This is a genomic window from Sphingomonas sp. OTU376, from assembly GCF_038440415.1.
Lineage (GTDB): Bacteria > Pseudomonadota > Alphaproteobacteria > Sphingomonadales > Sphingomonadaceae > Sphingomonas > Sphingomonas kyeonggiensis_A.
In genome coordinates this window covers 39,789-52,929 of record NZ_JASATQ010000010.1, presented here as the reverse complement: position 1 = coordinate 52,929, position 13,141 = coordinate 39,789, and the positions used below count along the sequence as shown (strand labels likewise).

The 13,141-nt window shown below is 66.0% G+C and carries 11 protein-coding genes; 2 read left to right on the top strand and 9 right to left on the bottom strand.

The annotated features are described in order from the left end of the window. Nucleotides 1-2: 2 nt before the first annotated feature. From AAHM44_RS06680 to AAHM44_RS06670, 3 genes are read right to left on the bottom strand one after another with little or no spacing between them, the layout of a single operon-like run. Nucleotides 3-632 carry a 2-dehydro-3-deoxy-6-phosphogalactonate aldolase gene (locus AAHM44_RS06680; RefSeq protein ID WP_342249464.1) on the bottom strand — a complete coding sequence of 210 codons (630 nt, stop codon included), beginning with the start codon at nt 630-632 and terminating at the stop codon, nt 3-5. Next, nucleotides 629-1,498 (bottom strand): 2-dehydro-3-deoxygalactonokinase, encoded by an 870-nt coding sequence (locus AAHM44_RS06675; protein WP_269576591.1) that lies wholly within the window; start codon nt 1,496-1,498, stop codon nt 629-631. Before AAHM44_RS06675 ends, AAHM44_RS06680 begins: the two co-directional genes overlap by 4 nt. Beyond that, nucleotides 1,489-3,174: a sodium/sugar symporter gene (locus tag AAHM44_RS06670; protein ID WP_342249463.1), complete on the bottom strand. Its 1,686-nt coding sequence runs from the start codon at nt 3,172-3,174 to the stop codon at nt 1,489-1,491. Before AAHM44_RS06670 ends, AAHM44_RS06675 begins: the two co-directional genes overlap by 10 nt. A gap of 155 nt (nt 3,175-3,329) precedes the next feature. Here AAHM44_RS06670 and AAHM44_RS06665 point away from each other — a divergent pair, with 155 nt between their 5' ends. After that, nucleotides 3,330-4,067: a FadR/GntR family transcriptional regulator gene (locus tag AAHM44_RS06665; RefSeq protein ID WP_269574732.1), complete on the top strand. Its 738-nt coding sequence runs from the start codon at nt 3,330-3,332 to the stop codon at nt 4,065-4,067. Nucleotides 4,068-4,070: 3 nt separating this feature from the next. Here the strand turns inward: AAHM44_RS06665 and AAHM44_RS06660 are convergent, their stop codons facing one another. The 5 genes from AAHM44_RS06660 to AAHM44_RS06640 all read right to left on the bottom strand — a co-directional run bounded on the left by AAHM44_RS06660 (nt 4,071) and on the right by AAHM44_RS06640 (nt 10,102). Next, nucleotides 4,071-4,997: a family 43 glycosylhydrolase gene (locus tag AAHM44_RS06660; protein WP_342249462.1), complete on the bottom strand. Its 927-nt coding sequence runs from the start codon at nt 4,995-4,997 to the stop codon at nt 4,071-4,073. After that, on the bottom strand, nt 4,997-6,136 hold the full coding sequence (locus AAHM44_RS06655) for a cellulase family glycosylhydrolase (protein ID WP_269574730.1): 1,140 nt from the start codon (nt 6,134-6,136) through the stop codon (nt 4,997-4,999). Before AAHM44_RS06655 ends, AAHM44_RS06660 begins: the two co-directional genes overlap by 1 nt. Nucleotides 6,137-6,279: 143 nt before the next feature. Next, the gene (locus AAHM44_RS06650; RefSeq protein WP_269574729.1) at nt 6,280-7,434 is read right to left on the bottom strand and encodes an aldose epimerase family protein; all 1,155 of its coding nucleotides are present in this window, start codon (nt 7,432-7,434) and stop codon (nt 6,280-6,282) included. An 11-nt stretch (nt 7,435-7,445) separates the two neighbouring features. Then, nucleotides 7,446-8,300, bottom strand: coding sequence for an SMP-30/gluconolactonase/LRE family protein (locus tag AAHM44_RS06645; protein WP_342249461.1), 855 nt, complete (start codon nt 8,298-8,300; stop codon nt 7,446-7,448). Then, complete coding sequence (locus AAHM44_RS06640; RefSeq protein WP_342249460.1) at nt 8,300-10,102, bottom strand: IlvD/Edd family dehydratase; 1,803 nt, start codon at nt 10,100-10,102, stop codon at nt 8,300-8,302. Before AAHM44_RS06640 ends, AAHM44_RS06645 begins: the two co-directional genes overlap by 1 nt. Before the next feature lie 120 nt (nt 10,103-10,222). Here AAHM44_RS06640 and AAHM44_RS06635 point away from each other — a divergent pair, with 120 nt between their 5' ends. After that, nucleotides 10,223-11,143, top strand: coding sequence for a Gfo/Idh/MocA family protein (locus tag AAHM44_RS06635; RefSeq protein WP_342249459.1), 921 nt, complete (start codon nt 10,223-10,225; stop codon nt 11,141-11,143). Between the two features lie 98 nt (nt 11,144-11,241). On the opposite strand, the gene AAHM44_RS06630 is transcribed toward AAHM44_RS06635, so the two are convergent. Beyond that, nucleotides 11,242-13,104: a family 43 glycosylhydrolase gene (locus AAHM44_RS06630; protein ID WP_342249458.1), complete on the bottom strand. Its 1,863-nt coding sequence runs from the start codon at nt 13,102-13,104 to the stop codon at nt 11,242-11,244. Nucleotides 13,105-13,141: the final 37 nt, after the last annotated feature.

Genomic DNA, 13,141 nt, shown 5'->3' with positions numbered 1-13,141 from the left:
GTTCAGTCCGCGAGCGCGGCGATGAAGGCGCGGGCATTGGCGCCCACCTGCTCGGCGGTCATGCCGGGCTTGTACAGCGCCGAGCCGAGCCCGAAGCCGGGGGCTCCGGCGGCCCGCCACGGGGCCATGGTGTCGGGCGCGATGCCGCCCACCGGCAGCACCCGCGCGTCCTTGGGCAGCACCGCCCGCATCGCCTTGAGAACATTGGGGCTTGCCGCCTCGGCGGGGAACAGCTTGAGCGCCGTGGCGCCGGTCTCCAGCGCGGCAAAGGCCTCGCTCATCGTGAAGATTCCGGGCAGCGAGACCAGCCCGCGGGCGGCGCTGGCGGCGATGACCTTGAGGTTGGCGTTGGGCGAGATGATCATCGTGCCCCCGGCCGCCTCGACCGCGGCCACCTGCGCCTCGGTCAGCACCGTGCCGGCGCCGATCTGGGCACGGCCCGCGAAGCGCCTGGCCAGCCGCGCGATGCTGTCGAGCGGCTCGGGCGAGTTCATCGGCACTTCGATCAGGGTAAAGCCAGCCGAAACAAGCACTTCGCCGATCTCCTCGACCTCGTCGGGCTTCACGCCGCGCAGGATGGCGACCAGCGGGCAACGGCTGAAGGCGGCGTCGAAGGCGGCGATATGGCTCACATGATACTCCCGATTGCGATGATGCCGGCCACGAAGGCGGCGTGACTGTCGACCCGCACGGCGCGGCGCCCATGCACCTCGATCGCGGCGGCATAGAGCCCTCCCAGCACGGGGTCGGCGAGGATGTGGACCGTGTCATGCCCCACCCGCTCCAGCCTTGCCGCGACGTCGCTGCCGATCAGCAGCCCGCTGGCGAAGCTCGCCGCGTCGGTGTCCTCGCGCTCGCCCAGCAGCTTGGCCGCGCGGATGCCGAACAGCGAGGCGGCAAGGTCGCGCTTGCGCCCCTCCTCCACCCCGTCGAGGAACGCCTGGCCCAGCGTCACTTCCTCGGTAAGTTGCGAGGAAAGCAGGCCATATTTGCGCAGCATGGCGAACAGCTCGCCGGTCATCGCGGTGGTGAATCCGGCGATCCGCCCGCCTTCCATCAGCGCCCATTTGCAGTGCGTACCCGGCTGGGCGAGCAGCGCGTCGTGCGGCACCAGCCCGGCCGCGACCGCGCCCAGCAGCTGGACTTCCTCGCCCCGCATCACGTCCGCCGGCCCCGTCACCGAGACGCCGGGGACGATCGCCGTACGGGCGTCGATCCGCAGCAGGTTTGCCGCCAGATCCTCGACCCCGGCCGGCGCCGGCACATAGGGCGCCGCCTGCCAGCCGATGTTCGACCCGACCATGCCGGCCATCAGCATCGGCAGGTCACCGAACCGCTCCCGGATGCCCGCAGCCTCGGCCGCGAAGTCGCTGACCGAGGTGACGCCGCGGTCGTCGCGCTCGGTGCGCACGACCTGGCCGCCCTCGACCAGGAAGACGCGCCGGTTGGTCGTCCCCCAGTCGATGGCGAGGAAGGTGCCGGAGAAGCTCACCACCAGACCGAGTACAGCGCGATGAGGATCAGGATCACGCCGATGCCGGCGATGTTGAACACGTTCGGCGTCTTGAAGCTGACGCCCTCCATGGTCACGCGATTGGCATCGCCGCTACCCTTGAACACCAGGCTGACGACCACTGCCAGCCCCAGGCTGACGAAGAAGACCACCATCATCCGGTTCATGAACGGCATGCCCGTCAGCCCCAGGACATCCTGGAAAGCCGCGACACTGGTACCCACCACGTTCACCGGGATTTGCATGCCAAGGAAGTCATGCGGCGCGGCCCAGTTGACCCACATGAACCAGGACATGAACACCGACATGATCGCCGCGGTAATCGCGCCATTCTCGGTCGCCGGCTTCCAGAACAGGCCGAGCAGGAAGATCACGGTGATGCCCGGGGTAAAGAAGCCCGAGAATTCCTGGATGAACTGGAAGGCCTGGTCCGACTGGCCGATTAGCGGCCGGGCGGCGAGGATCGCGATCACCACCGCGACGGCGGCAACGATGCGGCCGACCAGGACGAGGTGCTTTTCCTGCCCGGTCTGGCCCTCGCCATTCTCGCCGCGCGTGTTGATCCCCCGCGCCTTGGCGTAAAGATCCAGCGTGAAGATGGTGCCGATCGAATTGATCTTGGAGGCGGTCGACGCGATGATCGCCGCGACCAGCGCCGCGAAGACCAGGCCGAGCAGGCCCGGCGGCAGCAGCTTGAGCATCGTCGGATAGGCCTCGTCACCCACCGCGAGGTTCGGCGCCAGCATCACCGCGGCGATGCCCGGCAGCACGATGATCACCGGCATCAGCAGCTTGAGGTACGCGGCGAGCGTGATGCCCTTCTGTGCCTCACCCAGGTTCTTCGCGGCCAGTGCGCGCTGGATGATGTACTGGTTGAAGCCCCAATAGCTCAGGTTCGCGATCCACATGCCGCCGACGAGCACGGCGATGCCGGGCAGATCCTTGTAATAGGGGTTGTCGGGCGAGAGGATCATGTCGAACTTCTCGGGATGCGCGTTCATCAGCGTGCTGAAGCCGGCGACAATGCCCTGCCCGCCACCGATCTGGTCGAGCGTCAGGTACGAGACGATCAGGCCGCCCATCACCAGCAGCGTCACCTGGACGATGTCGGTCAGCGCCACCGCCTTGAGGCCGCCATAGAGCTGGTAGAGCAGCGCGAACAGGCCCAGCGCGATCAGCGCCGCGTTCTGGTCGATCCCCGCCACCTTGTGCACCGCGATCGAGCCCAGCCAGATGATCGAGGTCAGGTTCACGAACACATAGAGCGCGAGCCAGAACACCGCCATCAGCACCGGCAGCACCTTGCCGTAACGCTGCTCGAGGAACTGCGGCATCGTGTAGATCTGGTTCTTGAGGAAGATCGGCAGGAAATACTTGCCGACGATCAGCAGCGTGAGCGCCGCCATCCACTCATAGGAAGCGATCGCCAGGCCGATCTTGTAGCCCGAGCCCGCCATGCCGACGATCTGCTCGGCCGAGATGTTCGCCGCGATCAGCGACGCGCCGATCGCCCACCAGGGCAGCGATTTGGAGGCGAGGAAATAGTCGGACGTGTCCTTGGCGTGGCCCGCCTTTTCACGGCTGACCCACTGCGCCAGGCCGAATATGCCGATGGCGTATATGATGACCACGATCAGGTCGATCTGCGACAGGCTCGTCACGCTATCCCTCCCTTAGGTACCGCGCGCTCAAACGGGGCGGTCGAATGGTTCATTTATCTTATTAATTGGGCTTGTCTAGCCACGCGTTTGGGATACAGCTAGAAATCAGAGGGCAAGCGACGACCGTCGCCTCGACAGAAAAGGAATACCCGCGCGTGGCAACGTCTCTATCCAAGTCGTCAGACGAACTCCGTCCGCAGCTTGGCCGCAACCTCACCTATGGCCTGCTCGACCGGCTGGGCCGCGCGATTGTTACCGGCCATTATGAGAACAAGCCCTTCCCGACCGAGGCCGAGCTGACCACCCAGCACGGTGTCAGCCGTTCGGTGACGCGCGAAGCGGTCAAGATGCTCACGGCCAAGGGCCTGCTGAGCGCCCGTCCGCGCCAGGGCACGGTGGTCGAGCCGACCTCGTCCTGGAACCTGTTCGACACCGACGTGCTGCGCTGGCTGCTCGAGCGGCAATTCTCGGTCGAGCTGCTCAAGCAGTTCAACCAGCTGCGCGTCGCGATCGAGCCCGAAGCCGCCGCGCTCGCCGCGCGTTTCGCCAGCAATGCCGATATCGAAGCGATCGGCGAAGGCCTTGCCCGCATGGAAGCCGCCGAGAAGGGCATGGACGACACGCTGGAGGCCGACATCGCCTTCCACGTCTCGATCCTGCGCGCCTCGGGCAACCCCTTCTACGTCCAGTTCCGCGACGTGGTGGGCACGGCGCTGCGCACCTCGATCCGCTTCACCAACCGCGTGAAGGGGCGCACCGCCAATGTCGCGGATCACGGCCGCGTGCTCGAGGCGATCCAGGCACGCGACCCCAATTCCGCGCGCACCGCGATGCGGGCGCTGATCTCCGACGTGCTCGAGCTGATCGACGCCCACGAGAACACGCCGGCCTGATCCTCAGTCCATCCGGATCGGCAGGATCGATCCGTCCTTGCCGAACGTCACCGACGTGATCGCCACCCGGCGCGAGCCGGTATAGGGGCCGTCATGCGGCTGCCCTTCCCAGCGGTGATAGGCGATGTACCAGCGCCCGTCTTTGGGATCGCGCAGGAAGGCGTGGTGGCCCGGGCCCTTGTACCTGGCGTCGCTCGCCAGGATCGCCCCGCGATATTTCCACGGCCCCACCGGCGACCTCGCCGTGGCGTAATGGACCGAATAGGTCGTGTCGCGGAAATTGCCCGAGGAATAGGACAGGTAATAGGTGCCCTTGCGCTCGAACATGAACGCGCCTTCGGTGAAGTGCGCGGGCGTCTGCACCTTCACCTCATGGTCGATGCCGACCATGTCGGGCCTGAGCTGCCAGACGCGCAAGGTCGCCCCGGCGCTGCCGCCGGCATAGAGGTAGCTCCGGCCCGTCCGCGGATCGGTGAACACCGCCGGATCGATCGCCTCGAAGCCGTGCCCGCCATCGTTCACCAGCGGCTTGCCGCTGTCCTTGCAGGGACCCGCCGGACCTTCGCACACCGCCACGCCGATGCGGCTCGGCGTCGGGTTCTGCGGGCCGATCGAGTAGTAGAGATAATAGCGGCCGTTCGCGCGGACCATGTCCGGCGCCCACAGGCGATGCTCGGGCGCCTTGTCGTCGTTGATCCACGGGATCATCGAATGGTCGAGAAGGACCGGGCCCTTTTCCCACTTCTGCATGTCGAGCGAATGCCAGGCGACCAGCGTCTTCCCGCCAAAGGTCGGGTAGAGCCAATATTGCCCCTCCGCGACTTCGAAGTCCGGATCGGCGCCGTCGAAGAAGGACGGCGCGTCCTGGGCATGCGCGGGCAGCGCGGCGAGGACGAGCCCCGCCAGCGCCCCGGCAATCCCCCGCCGCATCACTTGGCGATCGGCGTGGCCGGAACCACGCCCTTCGGTGCCGTCGCCATGCGCTTGATCAGGTCGACCTCGGCCTGGCGATAGGGCCTGCCGTCGAGATAGAGGATGTCGTGGAACCAGATGGTCGGCTCCTCATAGGTATAGGGCTTCTTCCAGCTGTCCCAGGGCAGCCGCGTCTGCATCTTCCCGTCGACGAAACCCCAATTGTACATCGCGATGTTGAGCCGCTTGGCGATCGGCAGCGAGCCTTCGAAGGTCGAGCCGTTGCCGCGCGCCATATATTCGGTGCACCAGACCGGGCGGCCATAGCTGAGCATCTGCCTCGCCCGCTCCTCGAACTTCTCCGGCCAGCTATAGTCGTGGAAGCTCAGCACGTCGGATTCGGCGATCTGGATCTTCTCGACCGCATCGAGCTTGCTCTGGTCGTCCCAGTGGTTGCCGATCCACACGCCCGAGGTGAGCGGCTGGATCGGATCGGCCGAGCGCGCCGCCGCGAACATCCGCGGCAGCAAGGTCGCGACATATTTCTTCTTGTCGACCGTCGGCTTGTAGTTGCCGCCGCCGCCATTGTTCGGCTCGTTCCAGATGTCCCAGCCGATCACCCGCTCGTCCCTGGCGAAGGTCGTCACCAGGTCCTTCACATAGGCTTCGAGCTTGCCGTACTGCGACACGTCCTTCAGCCGCGCCTCGCCCGGCGACTGGACCGAGCCCGAATTGTGCACGCCGGGGATCGGCGGATGCTGCGGCCCGGCGACCGGGTTCGGATCCCAGCAGCTGTCGAAGAAGATCCACAGGGTCTTGATCTTGTGCTTCGCCGCGATCGTCATGAACTCGTCCATCCGGCGCTTCAGCCCGGCGGCATCGGTTTCCCACAGCAGGTGGTGCAGGTTCACCCGCATCACGTTCATCCCCATCGCCTCGGCCCAGCCGAGCTCCAGGTCGATGCGCTTGGGATCCCAGGTCTCGGCCTGGAACATCTCGAGCTGGTTGATCGCAGTCGCCGGCGTGTAGTTGGCGCCGACCTGCCAGGGCTGCCTGGCGTGCCAGGCATTCGCCTGCGCCGCGGTCCACTGATCGCGGGCAAGCGCCGGCGTCGCCGCCAGCATCGTGCTGGCGACCAGGAAAAGGATAGGCTTCATTGCAGCTCCCCTTGGTTCTGTAGTTTCTTCCGGATTACTTCGTCATCCCCGCGCAGGCGGGGATCCATTGCCGCTGAAGGCAGTGAGACTCACATTGGCGAGCCCGAATGGATCCCCGCCTACGCGGGGATGACGATGAAAATTCAGCGCTTCGCCGCCTGCCCCGTGGTCAGGCGATAGGTCATCACGTTGTGATAGGTCTGGCCCGGCTCCAGCCGGGCACTGGTGAAGCCCTTCTGGTTGGGCGAGTCCGGGAAGAGCTGCGGCTCCATCACGAAGCCGTCACCCTCGCGGTACACCTTCTTGGCCTTGCCGTGCGAAGTGCCGTCCAGGAAGTTGCCCGAATAGAATTGCAGGCCCGGCTGGTTCGACCACAGCTCGAAGCCGCGGCCCGATGCCGGATCCTGGACCCTGGCCATCAGATGCTGGTCCTTGGTCACTTCGCGGCCGATCACCCAGTTATGGTCGTAGCCGCGCGCCCAGATGATCTGCTGGTCGCTGGCGTCGCGCACCCGGTCGCCGATCGCGCGCGGAGTGCGGAAGTCGAACACCGTGCCGGCCACCGAGCGGAACTCGCCGGTCGGGATCGCGCCGTCGTCCGTCGGCAGATAGGTCTGCGCCGGGATCGTCACGACATGCCCCATCGCGCCGTTCGACGAGCCTTCGCCCGACAGGTTCCAGCAGCCATGGTTGGTCAGGTTGACGATCGTCGTCTTATCGGTGGTCGCCCGATAGTCGATCGTCAGCTGGTTCTGCTCGTCGAGCGAATAGGTCGCGTCGACGGTCAGCGTGCCGGGATAGCCCATGTCGCCGTCCGGGCTGACATAGCGCAGCGTGACCGAGGCGGTCGGGCCGTCCTTCACCGAAGTGATGGTCCACAACACCTTGTCGAAGCCGGTGGTGCCGCCGTGCAGCGCGTTCTTCCCGTTGTTGATCGGGGTCTGGTAGGTCTGGCCGTCGAGCGTGAACTTGCCCGCCGCCAGGCGGTTGCCGAAGCGGCCGACGATCGGGCCGAAATATTGCGGCTTGGCCAGATACTGTTCGAGATTGTCATAGCCGAGCGCGATATCGGCCTTCTTGCCGTTGCGATCGGGCATGATGAGCGACTGGATCGTCGCGCCCCAGCCGATGATGTTCGCCGAAACGCCCTTGCCGTTGGTCAGCGTCACCGATTCAACCGTGCGCCCGTCGGGCAGCTTGCCGAAGGTGCCGCGCTTGGCGGTCGCCGCCTCGGCATTCGAAACCAACGCACAGGCAAAGGCAGCGCCCAGCAGCAACGCGCTCTTGTTCAGCGTCATCCCTCTTCTCCTCAACCGCGATAGAGTTGGGTCGCCAGGCCGCGGCAGCCGGGATCGACCTCGAACAATGCGCCGCCATGGGGCTCGTCCACCCCATCGCCCGCTGATGTAACGAACATGCGGTCGAGCGCCTCGCCCGCAAAGGTGCAACTGGTGATCTGGCTCGCCGGCAGCGCGATGCTGCGCATCCGCTCGCCTTCGGGCGAGAAGCGCGTGACGCAGCCTGCGCCCCAGCAGCCGACCCACAAACAGCCCTCGGCATCGAAGGTCATGCCGTCGGGATTGCCCCATTCGGGCTGGAACGCGATGAACGGCGTACGCGGCCCCAGCGACCCGTCGTCGTTGATGTCGAAGCGGAAGATCGTCGCCAGCGCGGTGTCGGTGTGCAGCAGGAAGCTGCCATCGGTGGCGATCGCCGGGCCGTTGGCGATCGTATAGGGCCCGTCAACGCGCGTCACTGTGCCGTCGGTATCGAGCCGGTAGAAGCTTCCGGTCGGATCGCTGCAGTTGATCGACATGGTGCCGGCCCAGATGCGGCCCTGCGCATCGGCCTTGGCATCGTTGATCCGGTTCTCGACCCGGTCCGGCTCGGGATTGACGAGCAGGCGTGTGGCGCCGGTTTCGGGATTGAAGCGAAGCACGCGGCGCCCCAGCCCGATGACGAACCCGCCCCGCTCGCGCTCGATTGCCCAACCGAGATAGTCGTCGAACACCCAGGCACTGATCGTACCGGTTCCAAGCGACAGCCGGTTGAGCCGGCGAGAAAGGATGTCCGTCCAGTAGAGCGCGTTCTCGCGCGCCGACCAGAGCGGCCCCTCGCCCAGCACATCGCGGCGGTCACGCTCGACGATGCGGACCAGGCTCATCAGTGGCTGTCCCGCGGCACGCCGTATTTCTGGGCGATGCGCTGATACTTCACCGCATTCTCGAACACCGCGCCGCCATCGAACTGGCCGACCAGGCTGCGATGGATTTCCTGCCAAGGGGTCTGCGCTTCGGGCACATAATCGATGCCGAGCGCAGCGCGGCGCGCGGCGAGTTCGGCCTCGTCCACCAGCATGTCGGCAGTGCGGTTCTTCAGGTCGATACGGATACGGTCGCCGGTCTTCACCAGTGCCAGGCCACCGCCGACGGCCGCTTCCGGCGCGGCGTTGAGGATCGAAGGCGAGCCGCTGGTGCCCGACTGGCGGCCATCGCCCAGGCAGGGCAGCGCATGCACCCCGGCGCGGATCAGCGCGACCGGCGGGCGCATGTTCACCACTTCGGCGCCGCCCGGATAGCCGACCGGCCCTGCCCCGCGCATGATCAGGATCGAATGGTCATCGGCTCCCAGCGCCGGATCGTCGATCCGCCTGTGGTAGTCCTCGGGCCCGTCGAACACGATCGCCGTGCCTTCGAACGCATCGGGATTTTCGGGATCGGAAAGATAGCGGTTGCGGAACTCCTCGGAGAGCACCGAGAGTTTCATCACCGCATTGTCGAACAGATTGCCCGAAAGCACGGTCAGGCCCGCGGCCTGCTTCAGCGGCGCATCGAGCGGGAAGATCACATCGGCATCTTCCACCGTCGCGGCCCCGACATTCTCCCCGATCGTCTTGCCGTTGACGGTCAGCGCGCTGCCGTCGATCAGCCCGGCGCGGAGCAGCTGCCCCATCACCGCGGGCACGCCACCGGCGCGGTAGAAGTCCTCGCCCAGATACTTGCCCGCCGGCTGCAGGTTCACCAGCAGCGGGATATCGGCGCCATGCTCTTCCCAATCGGCCAGGCTCAGCTCGACGCCGATATGGCGGGCGATCGCGTTGAGGTGGATCGGCGCGTTGGTCGAGCCGCCGATCGCCGAGTTCACCCGGATCGCGTTGAGGAAGGCCTGGCGGGTCAGCACATCCGAAGGCTTGCGATCGGCATGCACCATTTCGACGATCTGCACGCCGGTATGATAGGCGCATTCGGCGCGGTCGCGGTATGGCGCCGGGATCGCCGCCGAGCCGGGCAGCGACATGCCCAGCGCCTCGGTCAGCGAGTTCATCGTCGTCGCGGTGCCCATGGTGTTGCACCAGCCGGTCGACGGCGCCGAGCTGGCGACCAGCTCGATGAAGCCCTTGTAATCGATCTCTCCGGCCGCGAGCATCTCGCGCGCCTTCCACACGATCGTGCCCGAGCCGGTGCGCTCGCCCTTGAACCAGCCGTTGAGCATCGGGCCGACCGACAGCGCGATTGCCGGGATGTTCACCGTGGCGGCGGCCATCAGGCAGGCCGGGGTGGTCTTGTCGCAGCCGATCGTCATGACGACGCCGTCCATCGGATAGCCGAAGATCGCCTCGACCAGGCTGAGATACTGGAGATTGCGGTCGAGCCCCGCAGTCGGGCGCTTGCCGGTTTCCTGGATCGGGTGGGTCGGGAATTCGAGTGCGATGCCGCCGGCGTCGCGGATGCCCTCGCGCACGCGCTTGGCGAGCTCGAGATGGTGGCGGTTGCACGGGGTCAGGTCGCTGCCGGTCTGGGCGATGCCGATGATCGGCCGGCCCGATTGCAGCTCCTCCAGGCTGATGCCGAAGTTCAGGTAACGCTCGACATAGAGCGCGGTCATGTCGGGGTTGGAGGGATCGTCGAACCAGGCGCGCGACCGCAGATTCGGGCGCTCACCCTCGACTTTACCACCGCCGGACATACAAAACCCTCTTCCTGAAAACCGCAGCCGTTCACTGGCGCGTTCGCACGCAACGGCGCACTTGATAGAGCGGATCACGGCGGATAGGAAGCATATATATCGTATAAAAGGGAGTTAGGGGTGGATCGCTTTAGGCTCGGCCTGGTTGGCATTGGGAAAATCGCGCGGGATCAGCATCTTCCGGCCGTCGCCAGGAACGACCGCTTTATACTGGCGGCAATCGCCAGCCGTCATGGCCAGGTCGATGGCGTGCCGAATTATCCCGATACCGCGGCGATGATCGCGGGGACCGAACTCGATGCGGTCTCCTTCTGCACCCCGCCCGAGGGGCGCTACGAGCTGGCGCGGATCGCGATCGAGGCCGGCAAGCATGTGATGCTCGAGAAGCCGCCGGCAGCAACGCTTTCGGAGATCGAGGCGCTGGCCGATTTCGCCCGCTCGCGGAACGTGACGCTGTTCACCAGCTGGCATTCGCGTGAAGCCGCCGGCGTCGGCCCCGCCCGCAACTGGCTGTCGCGCCGCGAGATCAAGGCCGTGCGTATCCACTGGCGCGAGGATATCCGCCGCTGGCACCCGGGCCAGGAATGGATCCTTGCCGCCGGCGGCTTCGGCGTGTTCGATCCGGGCATCAACGCCCTGTCGATTGCCACGGCGATCCTCCCCGCCCCGCTGTTCGTCGAGGCTGCGACGATGGACGTGCCCGCCGGCCGCGCCGGGCCGCTCGCCGCCGAGCTGCAGCTGCGCTGCGGCGGTGCTAAGGGCTATGCCTCGTTCGACTTCCTCCAGACCGGTCCGCAGACCTGGGATATCGAAGTCGATACCGATGCCGGCACGCTCCGCCTGTCGCTGGGCGGCAGCGTGCTCCAGCTGCCGGGCGAGGCCGAGTGCACCGAGCCGGACCAGGAATATCCGCGCCTCTACGCCCGTTTTGCCGAGCTGCTCGCGACCGGCGGCAGCGATGTCGACCTCCGCCCGATGCGCCTCGTGGCGGACGCCTTCCTGCTGGCCGAGCGTCGCGAGACCGAGGCGTTCGCGTTCTAGGCCCTTATCGTCATCCCGGCGAAAGCCGGGATCTCCTGCGGCGCTTTCCCCGCACCGCGCCTCCGCTTGCAATGTAGGAATCCCCACCTCAGAAAAGATCAGCGCTCGATCGGGGGCACGCGGATGCTGTCCTCGCCGATCAGGATCGGCACCAGTCCGAAATGGCGGCGCCAGGGCGCGGTCGTGTCGTTGCCGAACATGGTGTACCAGAAATGGCCCCCGGCATCGCGGAAGGCGGTGCCGTGGCCGCCATGCGGTACGGCGAGGCGGCGCTTGGTGTACGGGCCGAACAGCGACTTGGAGGTGCCGTACATCATGTCATAGGTGCCGTCGGTGCGCAGCGGTCCGTTCCATTCGGCGCCGGTCAGGAAATAGGTATCGCCGACTTTTATGAGCCCGTTGCCCTCGTAACCGACATTTTCCCCGTCGGTATCGACCAGCCGCCTCACCGGCCCTTCGAATCCCTCCCGTGTCGCGCCGAGCTTGCCGATTTTGCCACCACCCCAAAGCAGGTAGAAGCCACTCTCGTCCTCGAACGGAAAGGCATCGATACCCTCGACGAAGTAGCTCGAGCGGGTGTTGACGTAAGGACCGATGGCCTTGCCGCTGGTCGATTTGAACAGCCAGGACTTGCCCCCTACCCCGCGCTCCATCACCGAGAAGGCGAGGTAATAGGTCTTGTCCCGGGCCGACCAGTGGATCTCCGGCGCCCAGAGCTCGGCAACGTTCTTGAACTTGTAGCCCAGCCCCTTCCAGTCGAAGATCATCTTGGAAGGAGACCAACTCTTCAGGTCGGTGGAGCGATACAGGGTAACCCCACCTTCGGGATACTGGAAGCCGAAGCCCTTCTGGGTCCCGACCAGATAATAGGCCCCATCCCCACCCATCATCACGGAAGGGTCCCGCATCATCTCGGTTGTCACCAACGGCCGCCGATCCGCCACGGCACTATTCTCGGTCAGCACCGAAGCAGCCTGACGGATGCGGCCATCCTCGGCGCGCTCCAGGGGAACAAGGCCGACCTGCTCGCAGAACATCGCGAAATCATCCTCGCAGCGCGGATTGTAGCTGGCGACGAGCCTGCCGTCCCTGGTGCGCACGACATTGCCCTGCCCCGCATGCGGTACGGCGAGCATGCGCTTGCTGAACGGGCCATAGGGCGACGGACCGGTCGCCATGTAGAGATCGTCGGTGGCGGTGCGCATCCGGCCCGTCACTTCGCTGGCGGTGATCACATATTGGTCACCGTCCTTGAACATCGAGGCGCCGGCCTTGCCGACCCGCAACCTTACCGGCCAGTCCTTGCCCGCCGGCGGATCGACCTTGAACAGCGCGGGATCGGGCTTGAGGAAGCGCGGCGCGTCGGCGAGCTTCGAGACGTCGGCGGCCACCTTGGCGATCATGCCGCCGTTCCACAGCAGATAGCTGGTGCCATCGGTGTCGATGAAGGACGACACGTCGGCCACGTCACTCACCAGGCACGGGCTCTCGGTGAACCCACCCTTGAGATTGGCGAGAGAACCGCGGGCGATATGCGCGCAGCCATTGTCGTCGGCGAAGGCAAGCTGGACCAGGTCACCACGGATCTGGATGTCCGGCGCGACATAGCGATGCCCGGCACCGTGGACGACCCCGAGCGCGGTCCAGTTCTTGCCATCATCGGCCGAGGACCAGAGCTGGATACCATCGCGGCGACCGTCGCGGATCACCGTGCCGGTGACGAACCAGCGCCCGTCCGCGGCCTGGGCCACCGAGGCATCGGTGATCGCATGCGCGGCGAAGAAGGACTTCACCGGCATCGCGTCCGCCGCCGGCATCACCGTGGCGTTCCGGTCCTGCGAGGGGTGGTCAATGAAGATGTCGTCCGCCGGTGGACGGTTGGCCGGTACCGCCTGCTGGGCAAGCACCTGTACCGGGATCAGCGAAGTCGCGGCGAGCGCCGCGGCCAGGAAATGCTTCACGATGTCATCCTCGTGTCCGTCAAAACAAAGGGCGGCG

What these genes read in the sequence shown, in the direction of transcription:
- AAHM44_RS06640 (WP_342249460.1), bottom strand. Translation starts at nt 10,102, where the DNA reads ATGTCCGGCGGTGGTAAAGTCGAGGGTGAGCGCCCGAATCTGCGGTCG.
- AAHM44_RS06645 (WP_342249461.1), bottom strand. Translation starts at nt 8,300, where the DNA reads ATGAGCCTGGTCCGCATCGTCGAGCGTGACCGCCGCGATGTGCTGGGC.
- AAHM44_RS06650 (WP_269574729.1), bottom strand. Translation starts at nt 7,434, where the DNA reads ATGACGCTGAACAAGAGCGCGTTGCTGCTGGGCGCTGCCTTTGCCTGT.
- AAHM44_RS06660 (WP_342249462.1), bottom strand. Translation starts at nt 4,997, where the DNA reads ATGCGGCGGGGGATTGCCGGGGCGCTGGCGGGGCTCGTCCTCGCCGCG.
- AAHM44_RS06655 (WP_269574730.1), bottom strand. Translation starts at nt 6,136, where the DNA reads ATGAAGCCTATCCTTTTCCTGGTCGCCAGCACGATGCTGGCGGCGACG.